The 24,837-nt window shown below is 53.4% G+C and carries 27 protein-coding genes and 1 pseudogene; 20 read left to right on the forward strand and 8 right to left on the reverse strand.

Features of this window, described 5'->3' with window-relative positions; translation table 11 throughout:
* The first annotated feature begins 24 nt into the window (after window positions 1-24).
* Window positions 25-849, forward strand: a complete 825-nt coding sequence (locus tag CRO33_RS07530; RefSeq protein WP_097117662.1) for a helix-turn-helix transcriptional regulator — start codon at window positions 25-27, stop codon at window positions 847-849.
* Here CRO33_RS07530 and CRO33_RS07535 read toward each other — a convergent pair.
* Window positions 791-1,222, reverse strand: coding sequence for a winged helix-turn-helix transcriptional regulator (locus CRO33_RS07535; protein ID WP_097117663.1), 432 nt, complete (start codon window positions 1,220-1,222; stop codon window positions 791-793). The genes CRO33_RS07530 and CRO33_RS07535 overlap by 59 nt on opposite strands.
* A 110-nt stretch (window positions 1,223-1,332) precedes the next feature.
* Here CRO33_RS07535 and CRO33_RS07540 point away from each other — a divergent pair, with 110 nt between their 5' ends.
* Window positions 1,333-2,382: an NAD(P)-dependent alcohol dehydrogenase gene (locus tag CRO33_RS07540; RefSeq protein WP_097117664.1), complete on the forward strand. Its 1,050-nt coding sequence runs from the start codon at window positions 1,333-1,335 to the stop codon at window positions 2,380-2,382.
* A gap of 34 nt (window positions 2,383-2,416) precedes the next feature.
* Here the strand turns inward: CRO33_RS07540 and CRO33_RS07545 are convergent, their stop codons facing one another.
* Complete coding sequence (locus CRO33_RS07545) at window positions 2,417-3,340, reverse strand: formyltransferase family protein (protein WP_097117665.1); 924 nt, start codon at window positions 3,338-3,340, stop codon at window positions 2,417-2,419.
* Between the two features lie 196 nt (window positions 3,341-3,536).
* Window positions 3,537-3,977 carry an ester cyclase gene (locus tag CRO33_RS07550; RefSeq protein WP_097117666.1) on the reverse strand — a complete coding sequence of 147 codons (441 nt, stop codon included), beginning with the start codon at window positions 3,975-3,977 and terminating at the stop codon, window positions 3,537-3,539.
* Between the two features lie 111 nt (window positions 3,978-4,088).
* Between CRO33_RS07550 and CRO33_RS07555 the strand changes: the two genes are divergently transcribed.
* The 3 genes from CRO33_RS07555 (at window position 4,089) to CRO33_RS07565 (ending at window position 7,732) form a co-directional block, all read left to right on the forward strand.
* Entirely contained in the window at window positions 4,089-5,000 is a 912-nt protein-coding gene (locus tag CRO33_RS07555) for a LysR family transcriptional regulator (protein ID WP_097117667.1), read from the forward strand.
* 117 nt (window positions 5,001-5,117) lie between these two features.
* On the forward strand, window positions 5,118-5,759 hold the full coding sequence (locus CRO33_RS07560) for an aspartate/glutamate racemase family protein (RefSeq protein WP_058960425.1): 642 nt from the start codon (window positions 5,118-5,120) through the stop codon (window positions 5,757-5,759).
* 137 nt (window positions 5,760-5,896) lie between these two features.
* On the forward strand, window positions 5,897-7,732 hold the full coding sequence (locus CRO33_RS07565) for a methyl-accepting chemotaxis protein (protein WP_097117668.1): 1,836 nt from the start codon (window positions 5,897-5,899) through the stop codon (window positions 7,730-7,732).
* A 40-nt stretch (window positions 7,733-7,772) separates the two neighbouring features.
* On the opposite strand, the gene CRO33_RS07570 is transcribed toward CRO33_RS07565, so the two are convergent.
* Entirely contained in the window at window positions 7,773-9,035 is a 1,263-nt protein-coding gene (locus CRO33_RS07570) for an MFS transporter (protein ID WP_097117669.1), read from the reverse strand.
* A 276-nt stretch (window positions 9,036-9,311) separates the two neighbouring features.
* Here CRO33_RS07570 and CRO33_RS07575 point away from each other — a divergent pair, with 276 nt between their 5' ends.
* Window positions 9,312-10,397 carry a diguanylate cyclase gene (locus tag CRO33_RS07575; protein WP_097117670.1) on the forward strand — a complete coding sequence of 362 codons (1,086 nt, stop codon included), beginning with the start codon at window positions 9,312-9,314 and terminating at the stop codon, window positions 10,395-10,397.
* On the opposite strand, the gene CRO33_RS07580 is transcribed toward CRO33_RS07575, so the two are convergent.
* Both CRO33_RS07580 and CRO33_RS07585 read right to left on the reverse strand, forming a co-directional pair.
* Entirely contained in the window at window positions 10,398-10,856 is a 459-nt protein-coding gene (locus CRO33_RS07580; protein ID WP_097117671.1) for an OsmC family protein, read from the reverse strand. It lies immediately after the preceding gene.
* Window positions 10,857-10,928: 72 nt separating this feature from the next.
* Complete coding sequence (locus CRO33_RS07585) at window positions 10,929-11,588, reverse strand: helix-turn-helix domain-containing protein (protein ID WP_034822430.1); 660 nt, start codon at window positions 11,586-11,588, stop codon at window positions 10,929-10,931.
* Between the two features lie 133 nt (window positions 11,589-11,721).
* On the opposite strand from CRO33_RS07585, the gene CRO33_RS07590 reads away from it, so the two are divergent.
* The 9 genes from CRO33_RS07590 to CRO33_RS07630 all read left to right on the forward strand — a co-directional run bounded on the left by CRO33_RS07590 (window position 11,722) and on the right by CRO33_RS07630 (window position 20,342).
* On the forward strand, window positions 11,722-12,639 hold the full coding sequence (locus tag CRO33_RS07590; RefSeq protein WP_097117672.1) for a carbon-nitrogen hydrolase family protein: 918 nt from the start codon (window positions 11,722-11,724) through the stop codon (window positions 12,637-12,639).
* The gene (locus tag CRO33_RS07595; RefSeq protein WP_034822435.1) at window positions 12,632-13,414 is read left to right on the forward strand and encodes an ABC transporter ATP-binding protein; all 783 of its coding nucleotides are present in this window, start codon (window positions 12,632-12,634) and stop codon (window positions 13,412-13,414) included. The genes CRO33_RS07590 and CRO33_RS07595 overlap by 8 nt, the downstream gene beginning before the upstream one ends.
* 12 nt (window positions 13,415-13,426) lie before the next feature.
* Complete coding sequence (locus tag CRO33_RS07600) at window positions 13,427-14,269, forward strand: ABC transporter permease (protein ID WP_097117673.1); 843 nt, start codon at window positions 13,427-13,429, stop codon at window positions 14,267-14,269.
* A 2-nt stretch (window positions 14,270-14,271) separates the two neighbouring features.
* Entirely contained in the window at window positions 14,272-15,279 is a 1,008-nt protein-coding gene (locus CRO33_RS07605) for an ABC transporter substrate-binding protein (protein WP_034822438.1), read from the forward strand.
* A 66-nt stretch (window positions 15,280-15,345) separates the two neighbouring features.
* Window positions 15,346-15,549, forward strand: a complete 204-nt coding sequence (locus CRO33_RS07610; protein ID WP_097117674.1) for a hypothetical protein — start codon at window positions 15,346-15,348, stop codon at window positions 15,547-15,549.
* Window positions 15,542-16,912 (forward strand): amidase, encoded by a 1,371-nt coding sequence (locus CRO33_RS07615; RefSeq protein WP_097117675.1) that lies wholly within the window; start codon window positions 15,542-15,544, stop codon window positions 16,910-16,912. Before CRO33_RS07610 ends, CRO33_RS07615 begins: the two co-directional genes overlap by 8 nt.
* Window positions 16,913-16,917: 5 nt before the next feature.
* Window positions 16,918-17,784 carry a DMT family transporter gene (locus CRO33_RS07620; protein WP_176505746.1) on the forward strand — a complete coding sequence of 289 codons (867 nt, stop codon included), beginning with the start codon at window positions 16,918-16,920 and terminating at the stop codon, window positions 17,782-17,784.
* Window positions 17,785-18,255: 471 nt separating this feature from the next.
* Complete coding sequence (locus CRO33_RS07625; RefSeq protein ID WP_255253248.1) at window positions 18,256-19,467, forward strand: oligosaccharide flippase family protein; 1,212 nt, start codon at window positions 18,256-18,258, stop codon at window positions 19,465-19,467.
* A gap of 5 nt (window positions 19,468-19,472) precedes the next feature.
* Window positions 19,473-20,342 (forward strand): ATP-grasp fold amidoligase family protein, encoded by an 870-nt coding sequence (locus CRO33_RS07630; protein WP_097117678.1) that lies wholly within the window; start codon window positions 19,473-19,475, stop codon window positions 20,340-20,342.
* 107 nt (window positions 20,343-20,449) lie between these two features.
* Here the strand turns inward: CRO33_RS07630 and CRO33_RS07635 are convergent.
* Window positions 20,450-20,575 (reverse strand): annotated as a pseudogene (locus tag CRO33_RS07635) (Fic family protein); the annotation flags it as partial.
* A 479-nt stretch (window positions 20,576-21,054) separates the two neighbouring features.
* Here CRO33_RS07635 and CRO33_RS07640 point away from each other — a divergent pair.
* The 5 genes from CRO33_RS07640 (at window position 21,055) to CRO33_RS07660 (ending at window position 24,168) form a co-directional block, all read left to right on the forward strand.
* Window positions 21,055-21,699: a response regulator gene (locus tag CRO33_RS07640; RefSeq protein WP_237448766.1), complete on the forward strand. Its 645-nt coding sequence runs from the start codon at window positions 21,055-21,057 to the stop codon at window positions 21,697-21,699.
* Window positions 21,700-21,766: 67 nt separating this feature from the next.
* A complete protein-coding gene (locus CRO33_RS07645) occupies window positions 21,767-22,408 on the forward strand; it encodes an autotransporter outer membrane beta-barrel domain-containing protein (RefSeq protein ID WP_176505741.1) in 642 nt (213 codons plus the stop codon).
* Window positions 22,409-22,572: 164 nt separating this feature from the next.
* Window positions 22,573-23,175 (forward strand): response regulator transcription factor, encoded by a 603-nt coding sequence (locus tag CRO33_RS07650; RefSeq protein WP_097117681.1) that lies wholly within the window; start codon window positions 22,573-22,575, stop codon window positions 23,173-23,175.
* Between the two features lie 226 nt (window positions 23,176-23,401).
* On the forward strand, window positions 23,402-23,623 hold the full coding sequence (locus tag CRO33_RS07655) for a hypothetical protein (RefSeq protein ID WP_097117682.1): 222 nt from the start codon (window positions 23,402-23,404) through the stop codon (window positions 23,621-23,623).
* A gap of 95 nt (window positions 23,624-23,718) precedes the next feature.
* On the forward strand, window positions 23,719-24,168 hold the full coding sequence (locus CRO33_RS07660) for a GNAT family N-acetyltransferase (RefSeq protein ID WP_058960780.1): 450 nt from the start codon (window positions 23,719-23,721) through the stop codon (window positions 24,166-24,168).
* 7 nt (window positions 24,169-24,175) lie between these two features.
* Here CRO33_RS07660 and CRO33_RS07665 read toward each other — a convergent pair whose 3' ends face one another.
* Window positions 24,176-24,784: a TetR/AcrR family transcriptional regulator gene (locus CRO33_RS07665; RefSeq protein WP_097117683.1), complete on the reverse strand. Its 609-nt coding sequence runs from the start codon at window positions 24,782-24,784 to the stop codon at window positions 24,176-24,178.
* Window positions 24,785-24,837 lie beyond the last annotated feature (53 nt).

Below are 24,837 nucleotides of genomic sequence, written 5' to 3' on the forward strand. Positions count from 1 at the left end.
TATAGGCACTAACAGGATAACGCCATGACCCAACAAGACGACAATCTGCTCGGCAACTACCTGCGTGAACGACGTCAGCGACTGGATGCTGGCAAACTCGGCTATCCGTTGCTGCGGCGTCGTACGCCCGGATTGCGTCGGGAAGAAGTGGCGGTGCGCGCCTGCGTCAGCACCACCTGGTACACCTGGCTGGAGCAGGGCAGAGGTGGTGCGCCCTCCGAAGAGGTATTGGAACGGTTATCCAAAGCGTTGGAGCTAAGTGCCGCCGAGCGCGACCACCTTTTTCTGCTGGCGCAGAATCGTTTGCCGGGCGTCACCTGGCAGGCGGGCGTGGATGTTTCACCCTCGTTGCAACGCGTCCTGGATAGCATGACGCACACGCCCGCGCTGGTGAAAACCGCTGAATGGCAGGTGGTGGCGTGGAACCATGCGGCGACCAAAGTATTTGTGGATTACGCCCAACTGCCGCCGGAACAGCGCAATATTCTATTAATGATGTTCAGCAACGAAGAGATGAAAAAACGCCTGCCGGATTGGCATCAGGTCACGCGTAACATGGTGGCGAATTTCCGTGCCGACGTAGCACGTACCGGTGCCAGCGAGCATGTGCGCACGCTGGTGGAAGAACTCAGCGCGATGAGCGAAACCTTCCGTCAACTGTGGCAATCGCAGGAAGTGAGCCAGCATGGCGAAGGGATAAAGCAACTGTGGCTACCGGACGAAGGCGTGCTGGAACTCGAATACAGCACCTTCGCCGTTGAGGGTAAGCCCGGCCTGAGCCTGGTGGTGTTTAATCCTCGCTTGCCGAGAGGTCGTGAGACGGTGGCGCGTCTGATGGCACGTCCGTAGCCGCGCGCAGGTTGGCGTCCATTGCATCCAGCGCCGCCTGATTCTCCAGTCCCCACTGGTACATCTGTTCGATTGGGGCTGCAAAGGTCTGTCCCAGCGGCGTCAAACGGTAATCCACTTTCGGTGGAATCACGTCATACACATGGCGGGCAATCAATCCGCGCTGCTCCAGCTCTTTTAATGTTTGAAACAGCATCTTCTTCGAAATTCCCTGCAGGCTGCGCTGCAACTCGCCGGTGCGCGCACGCTGTCCCGGCCAGTGATAAAGCGCGTGCAGCACCATGCTGCTCCACTTCAGCGAGAACAAATCCATCAAGCGACGCGGCGGGGAATCCGCATAAAAAAACAGCTTGCCGTCAACCCAGGCTGGCATCAGTGTCACTCCTCTATGGTCACCAAAAGGTAACTACTATCATTTCTGCACCACGTTGACTATAGTCTGCCGCCTTCAACTCAATAACGCCAGCACCTTGCGGAGGCACCATGAAAATCAACGCATTAGTCGCACACGACGCGGCAAAACCTTTAGTATCCAGCCAGATCGCGCTGCGTCCACTGCAACCGCAGGACGTTAAAATCGATATTCTGTACTGCGGCGTGTGCCACTCCGATCTGCATATGGCACGTAACGAATGGGCGGTGAGTCGTTATCCGCTGGTGCCGGGCCACGAAATCATCGGTCGCGTGCGGGAAACCGGCGCAGCGGTCACAAACTTCAAGGTCGGTGATGTGGTGGGTGTCGGCGTGATGGTCGATTCCTGTCGTGAATGCCATTTCTGCCAGCAGCAGGAAGAGCAGTACTGCGAAGCCGGATTTACCGCGACCTATAACGGTATCGACAAACACACAGGCGACAGCACCTGGGGCGGCTATGCACAGAATGTGGTGGTCGATCAGCATTTTGTGGTGTCAGTGCCGCAGAACCTGCCGCTGGCAGGCGTTGCGCCGTTGCTGTGTGCGGGCGTCACCGTTTGGTCACCGCTGCGTCACTTCAAGGTGCAGGCCGGCGACAAAGTCGGCGTAGTGGGCTTAGGCGGGCTTGGGCATATGGCGGTAAAACTGGCGAGTGCGATGGGTGCGGAAGTGACGCTGTTCACTACCTCTCCGGAAAAAGGTGCCGATGCGCGACGCCTGGGGGCCAGTCGCGTGGTGGTCTCACGCGATGCGGAACAGATGGCAGCGGCGCGAACCTCTCTCGATTTCATTATCGACTGCGTGTCCGCGCCTCACGATCTCGATCCCTACCTCGCCACGCTCAAAACCAATGGTCGTTTGGTGCTGGTAGGCATTCCGGAACAACCGCATCAGGCACCTGACGTCACGCCGATGGTCTTCCGTCGCCTGAGCATCAGCGGCTCATCCATCGGCAGCATCAAAGAGACGCAGGAGATGCTGGATTTCTGCGGCGAACACAACATCACGGCAGATATCGAATTGATTGCGGGTGAAGCAGTCGAAGATGCATTCGCGCGCATGCTGAAAGGTGATGTGAAATATCGCTTTGTGATTGATATGGCAGCGACCCGCTGGTGATAAAAGTTGGCGATTTCAGCCTGAAATCGCCAGCTCAACATGACTTCAGTTGCATCCCCACGCACAGTGAGAAGTGCTGCACGAGCTGCGCCGCACTAAGATTGTCGTGATGCGATAACCCCGCTGCGACAATTTCCAGCACATTTTCGCCACAGGCGATATACAGCGGATCGATGGAAATAATGCTGCCCGCTGCGTGCTGATGCGACTGGGTAATCACGCGGCTTTTCCACACGATAAAACGCTGTTCTCCCATCAGGCTATACGCCCCTGGCCACGGATAAGCGACGCCGCGAATCAGAGCATGAATCTCATCGGCAGACTGATGCCAGTGAATCTGCCCATCCTCAGGCTTTCGTTGTCCCGGTTCGCTGGCGAGACTTTCATCCTGCACGCGTTCAATCAAACTACCCGCCCGCAGAGCGCGCAGCCAGTTTGGCAACTGTTCACGCGTGGTGCGTACCAGTTTGCGATGTAATGAAAGCGCCTCATCTTCATCAGTGATAGCGACACGGCTTTGCGCCAAAATTGGCCCGCCGTCTGGCACGTCATTAATGCGATGTAGCGTCACCCCGGTTTCACGCTCATTGCGGATAATCACCCAGTTGAGATGCGCACGTCCGCGATAGGCGGGCAGCAGCGAAGCATGCACATTGAATGCGCCTTTTTTGGCGGTGGCAATCATGGCAGGAGAGAGCGCTTGTCGATAAGACAGGGTCAAAATCGCATCGGGTTGCAGCGACGCTACTTTGGCAATCCATTCTGGCGTATTGATATCGTCCGGACAAAACACCGGGATCTGTTGCTGCAGCGCCATGGCTTCAACCGAGTCAAAGAAGCTATTTTCCTGATGGGCTCCCGCGTGGGTGAACACGCACACCACTTCAAATCCCACTTCCTGCAAACTTTCCAGCGCCGCGCATCCCATCTCATGATACGCACATAACACGACTTTCATTCTTCCGCCTGTGAACACTGATTAACGTTTGGTGCTTAGCATAGTAGGGGAAGATTATGCCTGGCTTAAACCATGCAGTTGATCGCTGTTAATTCGTCAAAGGCTTGTTTATGTCCTTAACTCTCCGCTGCGTCATTAGTGACTAACAATGCCGAGGACTTCTGCCATGAGTTATACGCTATCTGCAGTGCTTCTTTTAGGGAGTTGGGAATTGCCCAATCTGCTGGAACATGGCAAACCAATCTTCCATATGCCAGGTGGTGGTCACGCGCTCGCCGTTAAGCAAGTGGAATTCGTGCAGGCGCACGCTAATGCGACGACCGGTTGGCGCAATGCCCATAAACTCACCCTGGTGCGTACCGGTAATTTCTGCACGCACAGCAATCTTTCCAGGCTCCTGAAGCATGTCGTGCACGGTGATGTTGATATCCGGGAACGCGGCGATAAAACCTGCCAGCAGTGGCTTAAATCCTTCTGGTCCCGGCCCCTGACCTGGCGCCAGTGGGATGTCATCCCAATCTTGTGTGACCGCCAGATCCAGCAGATCGGGATTTTTGTCACTAAAAGCGCGATAGAGGTTTTCTACCGCAGTACGTTCAGCTTGCAGGCGTTGGTTCAGTGGTTGTGTCGCAGACATGTTGGAAACCTTATTGGATTAGTTAGCGGTGCATCTCACCGGCTTGTGCAGTATTCCTGAATCTGACACTATCCATCTAACAAATGATTGATATAGAGCATTATACAAAATATGAATTTTGAAGGATTCGATCTCAACTTGCTGGTGGCATTCAATGCCTTAATGCTGGAGCGCAACGTCACTAAAGCGGCGGCACTGGCTGGCGTAAGCCAACCGGCGATGAGTGCCGCGCTTTCTCGCTTGCGCCGTGTCTTTGACGATCCGCTTTTTATCCGCAGCGCAGAAGGCTTGTTGCCCACGGCGAAAGCGCAGGAGATTGCGATACCGGTGGCCGATGCGTTAGGGCAGGTGCGTCATTTAATGAAGCCCGCAGAGGTCTTTGATCCCACAGCCAAACAGCGCAGTTTTACCCTGGGATTGACGGAGTATCCGATGCATGTGCTGCTGCCCGCGTTAACCAAAAAGCTGGCGGCAGTGGCACCTCATTGCACGATTCATGTGCGGTATTTTATTGATCGTGATGAGGTTGTGGCGCTACTCGATGCGGGCAAGATTGATATTGCCGTAGGCGTACCGCCAACCAAAGCAGAAAACCGAATTCTTTCCGAGCCATTGCTACGTGATGACTTTGTCACCTTAGTCGGGCGCGACCACGAAGCCGCGCGTAAAGGCATGAACCTGCAAGCGTTTCTCTCAATGCGCCACATCCTGGTGTCACCGGAAGGCAACCATTACGGCTTGGTGGACCAACAATTGCGTGAGCAAGGTCTGGCTCGCACCATCAGTCTGACGCTGCCCACCATGTTTACCGTGCCCGCGCTCTTGCCGGGAACGGATTATGTGGCAACGGTACTGCGCCGCGTGGGCACCACTTCAGCCAGCCAGGGCGACATCATCATGTTTGAACCGCCGTTGGCGCTGCCCTCGATTCCATTTGATCTGCTTTGGCATCGCAGGACGCAGGACAGTGCGGCGCATCAGTGGTTACGCGGTGTGATCGCGGAAGTAGGAGCAGCATTGTAGATCAAACCAGCGGCGGGTACGTGTTGCCGCTTTTGCATAAACCTGCCATGTTACTCGACACAATAAAAACCAGGCCACTTTGCAAACCTGTTTAACATCAGACCAGGAGTAACAGCCATGCTGGGGATAATCCGCGTATTAACCCATCCAGATCAGCACTTTGTCGAAGAACATGGTCGGCTGATTTATCAGGAGTACGCTATCAACTCAATTAGCCGGGCGATCCCCGATCAGCACAAAGGGATTTTTGATGATGCCAGTGAAGCGCTGGCGGTGCCTAAGATCGTTACGCTCGGGCGGCAATTAGAGTCCGACGGCTGCAATGCGCTGTTTCTCAGCTGCGCCGCCGATCCTGGCCTTGCGGCATTGCGCGATGCCGTATCGATTCCCGTCATCAGCGCCGGTTCGGCATCGGCAAGCATTGCGCGTATGCTCAAGCGTCCTGTCGCGGTGATGGGGATTGGCGCGGCGGCCCCGGCGCCTTTCCGTCAGTTGCTGGGTGAATCCGTGCGCTACGCGCGTCCGGAAGGGGTGCTGAACACCACGGACTTGCTGAGCGCAGAAGGTCGCGCCAGCGCCCTGGCCTGTGCGGATAGTCTTTATCGCGATGGCATTGAAGTCATCGCCTTCTCATGCACCGGTTTTTCCACCATCGCGCTAGGCGACAGCATTCGCCAGCAGTTAGGGAAAGTGGCGGTGGATGCGGTGAGTGCGGCAGGCCTGTTTATCAGCCAGTTAGCCCCGCAATCCGCGCGATAACCTGCTCGCGCCGCTGCCCGGCGGCGCATAACATCCTGTAATCGTTTATTTGTGATCTCCGCGATAAACAAATCCCGCCTCGCTCCGATAACTCCCTTACCAGAATTTACAAAAACAACATTCGCAGGAGAGGGAACATGGGGCTGGTATCCCGTTTACGTAATGTACGCATCACCCGAAAATTGTCAGCAGGATTTGGCATCGTGTTGCTGTTAGTGGCATTAGCCACCGGCATCAGCGTGCAGCGTTTCAATGCGATTCATGACATCTATCAGAAAACCAATCTGATCTACGACATCAACATTGAGGTGTTCCAGGCCAAAATTAACCGCCTCAAATACCTGTATGGTGATGATAAATCCGGCAAGGTGATGGCCGAATACGTCGCTCATGCACAGCAACTGAATCGCGAGGCTAAACAACTCTCCTGGACAGACAATGCCCGCGCGCTGGTGGATGAACTGGATACTCATCTCGCCAGCTTCCAAAACAGTATTGGCGCGATGACGCAAGCCACGCAGCAGCTAAATAGCCAGCGAGCACAGCTCGATTCCCTGAGCCAGCAAGACATGACTTCGCGCTATATGCAGTTGATCCGCACGCCAGTGACCAATCCAGAACTGACCAATCAGATCTATGAACAGCTCTTCGCCATCAGCAACGTGCGTGAAGAAGCCTGGGCGCTGCGCTTCAATGTCTCCGATACCCTGCGCAATACCTTGCAAACTCATTTCCAGCAGGCCGATCAGGGTATGAAAGCCTTGTTGGCTCAGCTGCCACCAGAACAGCAGGGCGGATTTACCGCGCTGTGGCAGGATACCGAACGCTTTAAAGATCTCAGCCTGCAAGCGGCGGACAGCTATGGTCAGCTGCGTGCGTCAGAAGACACGGTAAAAGTCGCGGGTGATAAGAGCAGTGCGGCGATCAAAAAGATCATTGCTATCGTCAAGGAGCGCAATGATGAACTGGCGAACGGTTCAGCAACGCTATCCCTGTTGATTGGGGGGCTGGCGATTCTGTTTGGCGTACTGGTAGCGTGGTACATCATCCGTCAGATTACGCGTCCGGTATTCCACAATCTTGAGCTGGCGGAGCGCATTGCCAGCGGCGATTTAAGCTCGCAGTTTACCACCGATCGTCATGATGAACTCGGCAAGCTGACCTCGGCGATGGGGCGGATGAACGACCGTCTGCGCAGTATGATTGGCGATGTGTTGCATAGCGTCAGCAGCGTGTCGCAAGCCGCTAGCGAGATCAATCAGGGCAACCTCGATTTGTCATCACGTACCGAGCAGCAGGCGGCGGCGGTGGTGGAAACGGCTGCCAGCATGGAGCAGTTAACGGCTACCGTTAAAAATAACGCCGAGAACGCGCGGCAGGCCAGCCAGATTGCCGCAGAAGCTTCACACAATGCGAATCAGGGCGGTAAAGCGGTGCGCGATGTGGTCAGCACCATGGGGGAAATCTCCGACAGCTCGAAGAAAATTGCCGACATTACTGCCGTCATTAACAGCATCGCTTTCCAGACCAATATTCTCGCATTGAACGCGGCGGTCGAAGCGGCCCGAGCCGGTGAGCAGGGGCGTGGTTTTGCCGTGGTCGCCAGTGAAGTGCGCAACCTGGCACAGCGTAGCGCCGGTGCAGCGAAAGACATCGAACAGTTGATCAGTGAGTCGGTGAGCCGCATCAGCAACGGGCATCAGCAGGTAGCGCGTGCTGGCGAAACCATGGATCAAATTCTCGGTAGCATTGCGCGCGTGAATGAGATCATGGAGGAAATTTCTGCTGCTTCCGATGAGCAGAGCCGTGGCATTGAGCAAATTGCTCGCGCGGTAGGTGAACTTGATACCACTACCCAGCAAAACGCCACGCTGGTGAGCGCATCCTCGCATTCGGCAAACTCGCTGGAAGAACAAGCGATGATGTTAGAGCGGTTGGTCGCGCAGTTCCGCTTGCAGGGAGCGGGGCGTTAAGTTTGTTCAAGGATGGGGCGGCCTGATGGCCGCCTTCTTTTTATAACGGCCTGCGGTGATCGTCTTTATTCAATGTCCACAGTGCGGCAAAGCTCACCAGCGCTGTGCCCATCACATACCAGGCCGGAATATCCGCATTACCGGTCTGTTTCATCAAACCGGTAATAATCAGCCCCGCACAGCCAGAAAACAGCGCATTCGACAGCGAGTAGGCTAACCCAAGCCCGGTGTAGCGCACGCGCGTCGGGAACATCTCCGCCAGCATCGCGGGCCCCGGCCCTGCAAGCATGCCGACCAATGCCCCGGCCACAAACACCACCGCCGCTTTGATCAGCAAACCGTTTAGTGGGTCCTGCAATACTTTCAGCAGCGGAAATGCCAGCACCAGCAGCAAGAAGGTCGCCAGTAACATCACTGTGCGTCGTCCTACGCGATCGCTCAGGATACCCGCAGGCAGGATAGTCGCCGCAAAGCCGAGATTCGAGATCACCGCAATCAGCAGCGCCTGATTGAAGCCGGTATGCAGCGCTGCCTGCAAATAGGTAGGCATGATCACCAGATAGGTATAGCCCGCTGCGGACCACACCATCAGTCGTCCGATCCCCAGCACAATGGCGCGTACAGTGGCACTGACCGACGCGCTTTCTGCATTTGTTGCTTGCTCAAACTGTGGAGACTCTTCTAAGCCCGACCGTAGCCAAAGTGCGATAGCGCCTAGTGGCAGTGCGAGCAGGAAAGGGATACGCCAGCCCCAGGCCATCATCGCTGCGTCTCCGATGAGCAACGGCAAAACCGCCACCACGGCCACGCCCGCCAGTAATCCAAACGCCACGGTCAGAGACTGCCATGCTCCGTAAAAGCCGCGCTTGCCCGGAGGTGCAAATTCCGTCATCAGTGACACTGCGCCGCCGTACTCTCCCCCGGCAAACAACCCTTGCAGGATGCGTAACGCGGTAATCAGCAGCGGTGCAGCAACGCCAATGGAGGCATAAACCGGCACCAGACCGATCACAGCGGTGGCGAGCGTCATCAATATCAACACAGCGATCAATACCGGTTTGCGCCCATAACGATCGCCCAGCCTGCCGAACACTACCGCGCCTAAAGGACGGAAAAAGAAGGCCACGGCAAATGCCGCATAGGTCAGGATGAGACTGGTGAGGGCACTTTCGCCCTCAAGCTGGAAGAAGTTTTTAGCCATCAGCGTGGCCATAAAACCGTAAACGGCGAATTCATACCACTCAATAAAATTGCCAACGGATCCGGCAATGAGCACGCGCTTGTGTGCCGCAGAAAGAGACATGACGTTTTCCTATGAACAGAGGGGCAGTGAACATCCTGCGGGCAAGCCGTTGGTGTGACAACCGCTGGCGCTAATCTGCTGCTGAAAATCGCTGTGGGTTCAAAGTTTTGATGTGAAAGGGCGCTATTCCATGCTGATGTTTGCCGGACTTTTCAGCATAACGAAGGGTTTTTGCACTATTGCCTCAGCACAAGGTAAATATTCTTAAAATATTCCGACCTGCTATCCCCTTTTCCCGTTAAACTGCTTTTCTTGTCGATCAGACTTTTCCAGTGAATGAATTATTACTCACCTGATGATAGCCATCTGAAGCGGCGTTCACAGCGCTTCGTTCGTCGTATGTTTATCATGCGCCAGCTTGGCACAATTTTATGTTTCTTCCCGATTCTCTCGGTATTGATGGAGATGGATCGCGGTCTGGCGTTCAGCGCCCTGTTATTTACCAATGCATTTATCTGGCCGTGGGTTGCTTATCGCCGGGCATTGCGTGCCGAAGACGCCACCGGCACCGAACGGCATAACTTAACGCTGGACGCGGCATTTGGCGGTATTTGGGTAGCGCTGATGGCGCTTAGCCCATTGCCGTCATTTATCATTATGGCGGTGCTGGCCTCGGATCGTTATGCGGCAGGAGGCGCAGCGCAGTTAATCGCTGCCATGCAGGCTTTCCTCTGCGCTTTCGTTATGGTCTGGCTGGTGGATGGCGCGGGTGTCAATCTCACATTCAGCCCGCAAACCGTCTGGCTGACATTGCCGCTGGCAACCTGCTACATGCTGGTATTGAGCGTGACCTCTTACAACCTCACCTGGCAACTGCGTAAACGCAACCGGGAACTGGAGCGTATTGCGCTGATGGACCCCGGTCTGGAGATCCCTAACCGGCGTCTGTTTGAACGTCGTCTTGAGAGCGAATTCCTGAGTACGCGTCGTGGCGACAGCGCGGGCTATCTGCTGCTGATGGATCTTGATTACTTCAAGTCGGTGAATGATACCTGGGGCCACGAAGCCGGGGATTTTTTACTGGCAGAGATTTCGGCACTGCTTCGTAATCATGTGGGATTGCAGGATATTCCCGCGCGGTTCGGCGGTGATGAGCTGGGCGTGATCGTGCACCATGCGACCGATGAGACGGTGGTCGCATTGGCAAATCGCTTAAAGGAAAAAATCGCTCAGGTGCGCCTGCCAGCGTCGGCGGAGTTTCGCTGCTCGGTGAGTATCGGCATTGCTTCAGCCGCCAACGCCGAGTCCTTGCGCCATTGGTTACGCCATGCAGATGAAGCGTTATACGAGGTAAAACGCGCCGGACGAAATGGTGTGCGGCTGTGGGTCCCGCCGCAACCACCGTTGGCCGGCGCCGCCTGATCAGGCAAACGTCGGTTCGCAGTTCACCGGGAAGTTGAGTGAATTGGCCACATAACAGGCCTCATGTGCCTGGTGATGTAACTCAAGCGCGCGATCCGCATCTGCCGGATCGCGCAGCGTAATGCGCGGTTTCAGCGTGATTTGCGTAAAACGACCCCGAGCCCCTTCTACCATGGTGCCTTCCGCGGCATCCTCATAAGCTTCCACCACAATTCCCGCGTCCGCGCACAGGTGCAAATACCACAGTTTGTGACAGGCGGAGGCCGAAGCCAGCAATAACTCTTCAGGATTCCAGCGCGTGGCATCGCCACGAAATGCCGGATCGGCGCTCAAAGGCATTATGGGTTTGCCGTCTGCCAGCATCTCACTGTTACGATCGTAAGCGGTGTAAGAGGAGGTGCCGGTGCCGCGATTGCCGGTCCAGCGGACCGTGACCTGATAGTGGTGTTCCCGTGCCATAGCTGAAGTTCCTTTTGTGGGGTAATCGGCGGTCAGTTTACTGTGTTTGCTGGCGTGGCGGGAAGGCTCTGATCAGCCACCGCGCGTCAAATCCTCAATATCCAGCGTTTCAGTCTGACAAATAGAGATCAGGCTGGCGGCTTCATCACTTAGCCGTACAAAGGTATGGCGCATCGTACTGTCGATGTAAGCGCTGTCACCTTGTGCCAGCCGCAGCGGTGCATAGAGCTGCGTATGCAACATCACTTCGCCTGACAAAACATAAATGAACTCTTCACCGGCATGCTGAGACCAGGCTTCCGGCGGCGGCAACTCGCGCGTCTCAATTCCCATCACCACCGGAATCATCCCTTTCACCAGCAGTTCAGCGGCATGCACTTCATAACGAAAATAGGGGTTGGTAAAGGCCAATCCTTTACCGGCCAGTGTGTAAGTGCGGCGGCCCTGAATGGCGGTGCTCGCCACCGAAGGCAGGGGCAACTCTTCGGCGAACAGTTCGGCCAGAGAGTAATCAAACGCGCTGGCAATCTTGGCAATGGTATCGAATGAAGCGGACACCTGGCCTTTTTCAATCTTCGAAAGTGTCGAAATCGACACGCCACTCAACTCGGCGACCTGCTCCAGCGTCAATTCTCGCGCCTGACGTATCGTTTTGATTCGCAGTCCAAAATCTTGTTCGCCGGTTAAGGCGGCGCCCAGCCCGGAGGCTTCATGCTGTCGGGTGGTTTTCATTGGCAATGATTCTTCTGCTAAGTGAACTGGACAGTTAATTTCTCACATATGATAAAAATTATCACATAAGAAAATTGTATTGGTCTAAATGTGAGCAGAGTAGCAGTTTAAAAGAAAACTTCTGGGAGCTGCTATGAACATAACCACCATCGCCAGCATTACACTGCCCGCGTTTTACGATAAAGCCCGCAACCTCAACAACCTGCTGAGTTGGATGGAACAGGCAGCACAGGAAGGTGCCGACCTGGTGGTGTTTCCGGAGCAGGTTTTACAAGGCTATCTGCCGGATACGCTCAACTGGAACGGCGAAGCGGTGGCGTGGCAAATGGCGCAAGCCGAAGTGGTGACCGAAGGTGAGAGCGTGCAGGCCATGCAAAAGCTCGCCACGCAACTGGGCTTGCATGTGGTTTTCGGCATGACCGAGCGCCATCCTGAACGTGCCGAAGTGCTGTTTAACAGCGCGGTGCTGTTGGGGCCAGACGGTTTGCTCGGCGTGTATCGCAAAGTGCATCAGCCGGGCGATGAGAAGCACGTCTACTATCCCGGTAGCGATTTTCCGGTGTTCAGCACGCCAATTGGTCGTATTGGTATGTTGATCTGCTACGACAAAGTGTTCCCGGAAAGCACTCGCGAGCTGGCGCTGAAAGGCGCGGACATCATGATCATGCCCACCGCATGGGGCTATGCCGGAGACGGCAGTGCAGGCGATGCCGATCCGATGGTGGACAGCTACACGCTGTTTGGCCGTGTGCGCGCACTGGAAAATCAATGCTGGATGATCGAATCCAATCTGTGCGGCCAGCACGGCAATCTTCACTATCACGGCCACAGCCGCATTATCGATCCGCTGGGAAATATCGTGGCTGACAGTGGCACCACGGAAGGCATGGCGATTGCCCGCGTCGAGGTGCAGTCCGCCATCCTGCGCGCCCGCAGCAGCGACTATCTCGGCTATCACTTCCTGAAAGATTACGTTGCGGTGCAGGCCCCGCCTTCGCCGTTGACGGTTCACAATCGCCACGCGCGACCTTTGGGGGAAAACCATGAGTAAAGTTCTGGAAGCCGCTGGCATCCACAAAAGCTATCCCACGCCGGAGGGTGAGGTGACGGTGCTGCGCAACCTCAACTTCCATGCCAATCGCAATGAATTCGTCTCATTTGTCGGGCCCAGCGGCTGCGGAAAATCGACGCTGTTCAACATCATCACCGGGCTGCTGATGCCCGACAGCGGCAGCATTTTGCTGAAGAATCGCGAAACCACCGGCACGCCGTCACCGGAACTCGGTTATGTGCTGCAAAAAGACCTGCTGTTCCCGTGGCGTACGGTGATCGACAACGTGATCCTCGGTCTGGAAGTGCGCGGCATGCCCAAAGCACAGGCGCGAGCCAAAGCGCGTGAACTGTTCGAACTCTACAAAATGACCGGTTACGAGCAGAAGTATCCGTCGCAGCTTTCCGGCGGCATGAAACAGCGTGTGGCATTGATGCGCACCATGGTCACCAACCCGGAAATCATCCTGATGGATGAGGCTTATAAGGCGCTGGACTACCCGCTCAAAATCTCGCTGGAAAGTGAATTGCTGAGTGTGGTGAAAGAGCAGCACAAGACGGTGATCTTCATTACGCATGATATCGAAGAGGCGGTCACGCTGTCGGATCGTGTTTATGTGATGAAAGCGCGCCCCGGTGAAATTGTGCAGGAGATTGAGGTCGATCTCGGCACGGATAGCCTGTCGATACCCGAACGCCGCCTGTCGCCGCGTTTCAATGAGTATTACGAGCATATCTGGCGCAGCATCGGCATTCAGCCTGAGCCGGTTAACTAACGAGAGGACGACATGACAATGAACTCAGTGTCTACACGCCCTACGGTTGCGGCGACGGCAAATCGCAGTTCGCGAGAAACCTTTTTCCGCTCAGCTAACGCACGTCGCTACACGCTGCTGTTCTTACAGATGGCGATTGTGGTGCTGCTGTTGGGAGGGTGGGAGCTCGGTGTGCGCAGTGGCAACATCAACGCCTTCCTGTTCTCCAGCCCCTCGCAGGTATGGGAGGTGCTGGTCCAGCGCTTTCAGTCCGGTGAAATGGTGACTGATGTGCGCGTCACCGCCGTTGAAACCCTGGTGGGGTTTGCCGTGGGCGCGATTGGCGGCTCTATCCTGGGGTTGCTGCTGTGGTACTCGCGCTTTATCTCTGACCTTGCCGCGCCGTTTATCGCCGCGATTGGCTCAATCCCGGTGCTGGCGATTGCGCCGATGACCATCATCTGGTTCGGCACGGAGATGCTTTCCAAAGTGGTGATTGTGGCGTTTTCCTGCGTGGTGGTGTCACTGACCACCTCATATAAAGGCGCGATGCGCACCGATCCCGATCTCATCAACCTCCTGCGATCCTTCAATGCCGGACGCGGCACCATTTTCTTCAAGCTGGTGGTGCCATCCGCGATGTTGTGGGTGCTGTCAGGCTTAAGGCTTAACGTTGGCTTCGCGCTGGTCGGTGCCATCGTCGGTGAATACATCTCTTCGGATAGCGGCGTGGGTCACATGATCCTGCTGGGGAGTTCCAATTTCGGTATGAACATTGTGCTGGCTGGCATCGTGCTGGTCATGCTGATGATGCTGTGTTTCAACGCGCTGGTGGCATTTATTGAACGCCTCATTCTCTCCTGGGACAGGAAATAATCATGAAAAAATTCCGTTTAGCTACGATCTCTGCCGCAGTTTGTCTGGCTTCTCTGGTGAGTGCGCACGCGGCTGACACGCCAGTGCGCATCAACCAGGCGTTTCAATCGCTGCTCTATCTGCCGCTGTATGTGGCACAAGAGCAGGGCTTTTTTAAACAGCAGGGCGTTGATGTGAAAATCAGCACCGGTGGCGGCGGGGCGCAATCCTGGGCGGCGGTGATTGGCGGCTCGGCAGATTTCTCGATTCAGGATCCGGTGTTTGTGCCGAAAACCCGTGAAAACGGCGGCAAGGGGGTGGTGGTGGCCGGGGTACAGAACGCGCCAACCATCTTCATCTTCGGCAAAGAAGCGGCTTCTTTGCAGGACAATTTGTCACTGCTCGCGGGCAAACGTGTGGTGACCAGCCCGCAACCTGATACCACCTGGGCGTTTATGAGTTATCTGATCAAACAGAACAACCTCAAAGACGTGAAGCTGGTGCATGTGGCGATTGGCAATGAGATCCCGGCGGTGGCGGCAGGTCGCGCAGATTACGCGTTAGCGGCGGAGCCACAGGTCACCATGGCCGAAAAGCAGAACGGCTTGCATGTGGCTTACTCGTTCTCAGCCGCGCAATCCTGGTATCCGTTTGCCTTCTCTAGCCTGACGACCACACAACAATATATTGATAAGAATCCACAGGCCGCGCAGGCCGTCGTGACCGCCTTTGAACAGGCCTCACGCTTTATCTACAAGCATCCGGCTGAGTCGGTGACCATTGCACGTAAATACTTCCCGGCGTTGCCCGAGGAGGTGGTGAAAACCGCAGTGCAGCGTGAAATCGATGCCAAAGGCTATCCGGAGAACGTGCTGGTGTCGCAGAAGGCCTGGGATAACAACATGAACATCGCGCTGTATGCCAAAAACATCAAAGCCTATCCCTCTGAAGCCACGTCATATCAGAACAACGTGAACACGACGCTGGCGACTAAGGCCAAAGAAGCGGTCGATGCGATGGGCGATAAGTAAGTCCTCACCTACCTTCGAAAAGTGATGGGCGCACCGCTGTGCGCCCGCAATAAAAGAGGATTGATTATGGATGCACTGACACTTCGACTGGCATTGATACAGCGCCATTGCGCGGCTGATGCGGTTGAGCTGGAACACCTGCTTACCGATTGTGAAGCGCGTGCGGCGGGCGTTAGCGCCTTTGCTGCGCAACATTTCGCGCCAACGCTGCTGCCGGCAAACGCGTGGGTTTCATCGCTGCATCCGCCGCTGGAGTTGCCTCATGAGTGAGTTAATCGATGCCTCAATGCTGACGCTGGCACAGCAGTTGCGCACACGGCAGACCAGCGTGCCAGAGCTGGTCGAAGCCTGTCTGGCGCGTGAAGAAACCACGCGCGATCTCAATGCGTTCAATGAAGTCTATGTGTATCAGGTACGCCAGGCAGCCAAAGCCAGCCAGCGCTTGCTGGAACAGGGTTATGATTTGGGCCCGCTGCATGGCATGCCGATTGCCATCAAAGCCAATATCGATTTGGCCGGTGAGGAGATGCACGCGGGCAGTCAGATACTCAGTGGCAATATCGCCCAGCGTGATGCGGTGGTGGTGCAACGTCTGAAGCAGGCGGGCGCGTTAATCATCGGCAGCACCAACATGCATGAATTCGCATGGGGCGGCACCACCAACAATCCGCACTACGGTGCCAGCAGCAATCCCTGGGATGATGCCCTCATTCCTGCCGGTTCCAGCGGGGGTTCGGGTGTCGCCGCCTCGGTGCGCAGTGCGCTGGCAACGTTGGGCACCGATACCGGGGGATCGATTCGTTTACCGGCTTCGATGAACGGGATCACCGGCTTGCGCCCGGGCGTGGGGCGACTCTCCACGGAGGGCATTTTTCCTCTCGCCACCAGTCTTGATACCGTTGGGCCGCTGGCTCGTTATGCCGAAGAGTGTGAAGTGCTGTTTAATGTGCTCGACGGCAAAACACAGCCGCTGACAGCATTACCGGAACTGGCCGGATTGCGTATTGGCTTACTGCCGGATGTGCAACAGCAGGTGCAGCCTGATGTCGCGACTGCCTATGATCAAATGGTGCAGTGGTTGAGTGCGGCGGGTGCACGCTGCCAGACGCTGAGTTTGACCGGGCTTGAGCAGGCGGTGAATGCGCTGGTGCTAATCAACCTTGCGGAACCGGCTTCATTGCACGCCGCCTGGCTTGCTGACCGTCCGCAAGAATACGGTGCGGATGTGCGTAAGCTGCTGCAAGCGGGACTCGCCATTACCGCAGTGGAGTATCTGCAGGCACAACGTTTCCGCACCGGGTTACGCCAGCAGTTGTTGCAGCATTTGAATCAGGTGGATGTGATTCTGGTGCCGACGCTGCCGTTTACCGCACCGCATAAAGGACTGGAAGCGATTCAAATGGGAGACCGCGAAGAGAGCGTGTTGACCGGCAACATGCGTTACAACGCGCTGGCAAGTCTGTCAGCACTGCCCGCTATCAGTCTGCCGGCCGGGTTTGATCATGCAGGGATGCCCATTGGCATGCAGCTCATCGGACGTGATGGCGCTGAGCGCAAACTGCTCGCTTTCGCGCGTCGATTCCAACAGGAGCACGATTATCATCTGCAAACGCCAACCCGGCTACGTGCGTGAAACCCATTCCGCTGCGCGACCTGTTAATCCTGCTGCTGGTGGTCAACGGCTGGGCTTTTAACGTTATCGCCATGAAGTTTGGCCTGATGGAACTGCCGCCGCTTTTCATGCTGACGCTGCGTTTTGTGTTGGTGGCGGCCCTGCTGCTGCCGTTTCATCGCCTGACGTGGCGTCAGTTACCTGGCATGATGCTGCTGGGATTCACCTTTGGCTTTGTGCATTTCGGGTTAATGGTGATTGGCATGCAAACCACCGATGCGGGCACCACCGCCGTATTTATCCAGATGGGCACGCCGATCGCCATGCTGCTGGCAGCATTCTGGCTCAAAGAGCGGCTGCGCTATCAGCAAATCGGCGGCGTAGTGGTGGCGTTTTTGGGCGTGATGATTCTTGCGGGCAGTCCGGCGCTGTCGCACTGGCAAAGCATTATGTGGTTATTGATGAGCGCCTGTGGTTGGGCATGCAGCACGGTGCTGATCAAGCGTTTGCCGCCGATTGCACCGCTGGCGATGACGGGATGGCTGTCACTGTTTGCCATTCCATTGGTGGGGGTGAGTTCGCTACTCACCGAGCAGCACCAGTTCACTTTACTACTCGCAGCGGGTTGGCGCGGTTGGCTCGGGGTCATCTACAGCGCGCTGGGTTCGTCCATCCTCGCTTATTCATTGTGGTACGGCCTGCTGAAACGCTATCCCGCCAGCCAGATTCTGCCCTGGTCACTGCTCAGCCCGGCGCTGGCATTACTGATGGGCGTGGCAATTCTGCATGAATCGCTGGATCACAGCAAAGTGATCGGCACGCTGCTGATTGTAGGAGGGATATTGCTGGCAGTGGTACGAGGCACAGTCATGAAGAAGAGGGTGGTCGTGTAATTGGGATTTTTCAGCCGGAATGCCCAGAACTCTTTATGTAAGAGGGTTATATCGGCATATCACTCAAACCTGCTATGCGGCATGTAAGGCGCGCACGTCGCCTCAAAACCGCGAGTTAATTCCCCTATCTTCCTGATTATTACTCTCCTATTTAATTAACTCCCTCAATACAACGCTTTATTAATGTCTGGCACTAATATTTATAAATGACTGCTATTAATCTGATTCGAACAGAAAACCCTTCACTATTTTTGTGTAAACAGTCACAGTATCGACCAATTAAAATGAAAGCGTAAAGTAAAGAGAGAATATGAAGGTTATTTGACTATATAACCTTTTGACAAATAAATATACCAGTAATGCATATAAACCCCGTTGCTTTTGAGCGTAGAACATCAATCAAGCATAAACAACTGCAACTCAACATAAGTGTATGTGAGACGTGACATGTATTCTAACGCGATATGGATCATGCTGGAGAAGTCAGTCAATATCACCGGGCTGATATATATCAATTCATTAATGGCTAAATACATTGGCCCGGATAACTTTGGCAAGATAAACATCGCCACCTCGCTGTTTATCTTTGTACAGACGTTGTCATGGTTTGGTGGCCAGAATATTATTTTTAAACGCATGAGTGAGAGAGCCCGTTCAGGTATCTCTTTGGCGATGCATACGCAGAATCAAAGACGTTTTTTCTTTCTCATCTCCTCAAGTGCAGTACTCACGTATCTCTACTTCTTTACGGATCTCACGGTCTTTATCTTTGGCGTTGCCAACTGCATCGCGACGTATTACATCGTGATGGACTTCTTTTCGATCTATAACAACACTCAATTAAAATCAAAGATCAATACGATTACCAATGTCATCGGATTGTCTTTGGCACTGATGGCCAGATTTTACATATCTCACTTTGAACTGCCGATTTACTATTTCACGATACCTATCATCATTATCCCTCTGGTCCCTTACGTCATGCGCCTTGTGTACTTTAGGCAGACCACAGCAGTCAATGAAAGTAGTAAAGGTGCTGTGATGTATAACCGTCATATGTTGTATACCGGCGGAGCCTTAATTCTGTCGAGCATATCAGCGGATATCTACACGCAGATTTCGAGTATTTTTCTGGCTAAAATGATCTCTTACTCAAATCTGGGAATCTATAGCGTTGCATTAACCATAGGAGGCGCCTGGTCATTTATCGTATTGGCATTAATAACGAGTTTCTTCTCAAAGATTTACAATGAAAAGAATCAACCTGCTGTAGATGAATTACTAAGTAAAATCAACAGGATTGTTATCCTGCTGTCTTTAGTTGTGCTAGGTGGGTTCTATCTGTTTGGTGATGACTTTATCCATTTGCTTTATGGCAATAAGTATATGGAATCTGCCGAAATTATACCCATCATCATTATTGGCACGATGTTCTCGTCACTGGGAACGATCTGCTACCGGTATATGATTAAAGAGTCCGGATACAACTACCTGGCTAAGAAGATGTTTTTATGTTGTGTATTAACCGTGCCATTTTCCTGGGTCATGATCCGTTCCTTCGGAATTAATGGCGCTGCATACTGTTTTTTGATTGTTGAAATTTTGTCTTGCACGTTACTGAATTACTTTTTCAAGAATAGAACAATCATCAAAATGCACCTCAACATTTTTAAAACGAGATAATTTCAATGAGAATGATAAAACACACAGTTAAGTCAGCTCTGAAAATTAGCGCTAATATTTCACCAGAATTCTGTGCTAAAGCCCACTACTACATAAAATTCAAGAAGAAACTTAATTTAACCAATCCTACCAATTTTAATGAAAAGATTCAGTGGCTCAAGTTCAATGAGCTAAGCAATGATATTTACACCCGTTGCGCTGATAAGTATAAAGTCAGAGAATATATTTCATCCAAAGGCTGCGGTGAAATTCTGAATGAGCTTTATGGCGTCTACGATAGTCCTCAAGACATTGACTATGCTGCACTGCCTGAAAGGTTTGCGCTCAAGTGCAATCATGGTGCAGGCTACAACATCATTTGTAGTGATAAATCTTCACTAGATGTTGATAAAACCAACCGGCAATTGAGCAAGTGGTTAAGTGAGGATTTCTCATCACATTTTATTGAGCCACAGTACCGAAAGATTGAGAGAAAGATTCTCTGCGAAAAATTCATCGAGAATGAACGCGGTGGTTTTCCAGACGACTATAAGTTCTACTGCTTTAACGGTAAACCCTACGCCGTCATGGTTTGTGTCGGTCGCGAAAAAGGCACACCTAAATTCTATTACTTTGACATGAACTGGAATCCGCTACCCTTTGAGGATACGGTGAAGTTGATTAATAAGTATGACCTGCCAGAGATGCCTGATGGCTTTGTGAAAATGAAGCAGTATGCAATGAAACTGGCGAGCGATTTTAAATTCGTGCGCGCTGATTTCTATCTTCTCAATGGCGAAGTCATTTTTGGTGAACTGACATTTACGCCTTCAGCAGGTCTGGATGTCTCCCTTCAGGAAGCGGATGCCATTTTGGGTGGGCAACTGAGGTTGTGATTGGTGTGCATGGAGCGCCCCAGACAGAGTAGAGTTAACTCTGGCAGTTGATGAATAGCGGTTCGGGGATTGAGGGCGGCATAATGAAGCACTCAATCCCTTTTCATTTATTGATTCAGTTCCTGCAACAGGCGTGTATTCATGTACAGCTTCTCGCGCCCATAACTTTTCTCTTCTAATACGCCGATTCCCACAAGCTGTTTCAAATAAGCGGATGCCGTTTGACGTTTAGCGGTAGCCAGTCGCTGTACTGCATGGTAACAATCCAAAAAACTATTTGGTGAGGCACCATAGGGGTCCCATTGATGCTGTTTGTCCTGCATTAACGCCAATAACCCGTTCTCAATTTCCGTTTGCTGAAGTAGAGGCTGATCGGAATGTAACACCACGGCCTGACCGTGCAGCCAGGGCAAGGAGGCGGCAACGGTACGGTTGTTCTCCAGAGCGGGACGCCAGATGGCCAGCATGTCGATGTCACCCTGATGTAACGCCTGTCAGAGAAGTTTGATGGCACTACTATTTGCCATGGCTGTGTAAGTAAATCCCTACCGTTTAATCAGTAACTGTTGACTCAGAATGGTCTCACCTTGCGTTTCGATCAGCACGCAATAAAACGTATTTTGTTGTTTATTCTGGCTGACTGATGAGGTTGACATTGATGATTCGTTACGCGGGTGAAAAGATAACGGTAGTATTACTGGATGACCACCCGATGATTCGATTATCACTGGAAATGGCAGCCAGCCACTATCCCGATATGCAGATCACCGGCAGCTTTTCCCATAGCCACGAACTCTTATCATGGTTGCAAAAGAACGCTGCTGATGTGCTGGTGCTGGATTATATTTTGGGTGGCGATGAGCTTGATGGTTTGTCGTTAATAAAACAGATCTTATCACGCCATCCAACATTAAAGATTTTACTCTCGTCCTCCATGGAAAGCCTGGCGGTAATACGTGCCGCCTTTATGAGTGGAATCAAAGGCTATATTTCTAAACGTGAAGAGGCGCAGACGTATTTTGAAGCCATCCGTGTGATTGACAGAGGGCTGCGCTTTATTCCAGATAACATTGAAAGTGAATTAAGCAAAATACCGGTGCGAAAGCGCGATGGCGCGGTATTAGATGGGCCGCTGTATCACGCCAACGGCGAGAAGCTTTCGCGACTGGATACGCTGTTATCGCCGCGTGAAGCGGAAGTGATCCGTTGTTTCCTTGATGGCATGCAGGTAATTGAGATCGCAGAAAAATTAAAACGCAGCCGTAAAACCATCAGCGGGCACAAGCAATCGGGGATGAAAAAACTGGGGCTGACCACCGATTTAGAATTGTTTAAATACCGCGACCATCTTTTCTAACATTCAATTTTTTATTCCATTCAGCAGAGACTGGATGGTTTTACGTCAATCAGGAAGTATACACCTTATGAACACCTTGGGCGCGTCACCTTTAAAGGTGTACCGCCGCAAAACAAAGGTGAGAATCAAGTGCGTATGTCAAAGCAGTGGCAATGTATTACAGGGCAACAGCAATGCCTTAGCCGCAGTCACCGCCAGCCATGACTCGGTACTCACCGGTAACAACCGCACTGACACCACTAGCCGCATCGCACTGGCATTGAACAGTGGTTCCTCGCTTGCAGGTACGATGACCGGTTTAGACAGCTTCAGTATTGATGGCAGCGGTGGCGGGTTCGTTGAGGCGTCGGCACAGTTGAGCACGCTGTGGACGAAGAGTGATAGTTTGGCTGCCCGTAGCGGTTCGGCTCGCTCGCAACAAGTTGCGCTGCACGGCGTCGTGGGCAAGTCACTGACCTTATCCCAGGGGGCGCAGTTAACGCCGTGGGTACGGTTATCAGCGATTCAGGAGCTGGAAAACAACAATCGCATGACCCTTAACGATCAGCGTTTCAGCAATGATCTGGCCGGTACGCGCGCAGAGATGACATTGGGGATGTCTGCTCAGCTTCAACCTGATCTACAGCTTTATACCGAAGCAGCGACCAGCAAAGGACGGCATATGGACAGCCCGTGGAATGCGGCTTTCGGTGTGCGCTGGAGCTGGTAATCACAGATATCCGGCGGCATCTTGTCGCCGGAATTTTACTCAACAAATAAGTAATCTCCTACAGCCGATACAGCGTTCGCGGGCTAAGGTGATAAGCATGCAAGGACGTTTATTCATCCTCTGAAAGGAACATCAGAACGCCATGAAAACCGCCATTATCATCGATGAACCACCCAGACCACTGCCGCGAACGCGTGATGGTGCTGAAAAACAGCGGCATCGCCGTCTTAGCTGAATGCTTGCCTGTGGTTGAAGCGCTGGATCAGGTTCAACGACTGTGTCCGGACTTGCTGGTGGTTAATCTCATCAACAACCTTGAAGGATTAACGCTGCTGTCCGCATTTCGCGCACTGAGTGGTGCCATGAAAATTTTGGTGATAGCGGCACCGCACAGTGGGCATTTCGCGCAGCGTTGTCTGGAAGCGGGCGCCGATGGTTATGTCATCGCCTCGGATCAACTCAGCGAATTCAAAGAGGCGGTGCGCATGGTGATGCGTGGTTACAGTTTCGCCCCAGCGCAGGATTTTCCGACGGCAGCCCATCGTCGCCATGGGGCCAGTGATGAGCAACGCCTACGCATGCTCTCCGCGCGCGAAATGACGGTGTTGATTTTGCTGGCAAAAGGCATGGGCAATAAACAGATTGGTGCGCAACTGTCGCTCAGTGAAAAAACCGTCAGCACCTATAAACATCGCCTCAAAACAAAGCTGAACATCACCTCATTAGTGGAACTCATTGACTTCGCGCGGCGCTATCATCTGCTGTAGCAGTACTCACAGTCTTAATCAGAGCCCTTCCAGGCATCGAACAGCATGACGATGTGCCGTGTGTGGTTGATGAATGGGTGATTGACGAAACCCCATAGCAGCACCCAATCAACAACCATTCATCAACAGCCCTTAATCAGTGGTGCGCCTCAGCGAATAGTGCACGAATTCAAACAAATTTATCGGTAACGTACTCAGCTTCATCCCTTTTCGGAACCACAGTTGTATGAAAACTTTGTCAAAGCTAGTTATCACTTTAGGCCTGTTTTTAGCCGTCAGCGCTCAGGCTGAAGCACAAGGATGCCTGAAAGGCGCGATGATTGGTGCCGCAGCGGGGCATGTTGCGCACCATGCCGTGATGGGCGCGGTAGGGGGCTGTGTCGTGGGTCACCACATGGCCAGTAAGAAGCAAAAGGAAGCTGAGGCCAAACAGCAGCAACAAAAGTAATTGGCAGATAAGCGCTTCCGGTTTAACGTGCTGACTGCAGATTAATCCGGAGGCGATGAGCATCATCGCCGCACATCAGGAATAGATCCCCCATTATGATCACTATCGAGTCCGCTGACCCCCTCGCCCCTGAATCCCAACGTCTGATTGAACAACTCTCCACAGAGTTGGCGGCCATCACCGGGAACAACGGAAAGAGCCACTTTAATGCTGAAGCCTTGAATGAAAGACGCTCCATCTGGGTGTTAGCAAAAGATCAGCAGGGGAGAGCGGTAGGATGTGCTTCACTGCGGCCGCTATCGCATGACATCGCAGAACTAAAACGCATGTATTCGGATCGCAGCGTATACGGCGTGGGGGCGGCGCTGTTAGAACATTTGCAGCGGTGGGCCGTGAGTGTAGGCTTCGAAGAAATTCAGCTTTCAACACGCGCCATCAACACTCGCGCCGTGGATTTTTATCTTAAACACGGCTTTAAGCAGATTGAAAACTATGGCCCGTATGTTGGTCGCACCGAATCCGTTTGTTTAAGCAGAACACTCTGATCTCACCTTATCTATTCGCATCCCACATCCACATCATCTGCGAAATCGCCTTGTTGAGTTCCTCAATGCTGGCGCCGTCGCGTGCCTGAATCGATAAACCAAACATAAAAGTGCTGAAGGATGCCGCCAGCGCGCGGACATCAACATCCTGCTTCAGTTCGCCCGCGGCCACAGCACGCGCGATCGAGGCCTTGATTCCGGCTCGGGTACGATCGCGTGAACGTGTCAGCGGTTCGGTCACGGCTGCATGTTCGGTGGAGGTGGCGCTCATGGCACCAAGCCCCACCATACATCCGGTGGGATGGCCTGACTCGCACTGCATCTGCGCAGAACGACGCAATGAGGTTTCCACGGCTTCGCGTCCCGTCAGATTGGTATCCCACAGGAATTCCGTTACCTGACCAAAGGTCGCGAGATAGCGCTGCACGCACTCACGGAATAATGCCTCTTTCGAACCGAATGCGGCATAAAAACTGGGTGCGGAAATGCCGTTGTTGATGCTGGCTTTGAGCTGGGTAAGCGAAGTCGATTCGTAGCCCTGCTGCCAAAACAGATACATCGCCTGTTCGATCGCCTGGTCTCGATCAAATGTTCTCGGGCGTCCCATCGTTGCCATCGCGTCCTCCTGTTTAATGCGTGCAGTGGATTACTATACTAAACGATACATAA

The organism is Pantoea sp. GL120224-02, assembly GCF_900215395.1.
In the GTDB taxonomy this organism is placed as follows: Bacteria; Pseudomonadota; Gammaproteobacteria; order Enterobacterales; family Enterobacteriaceae; genus Pantoea; species Pantoea communis.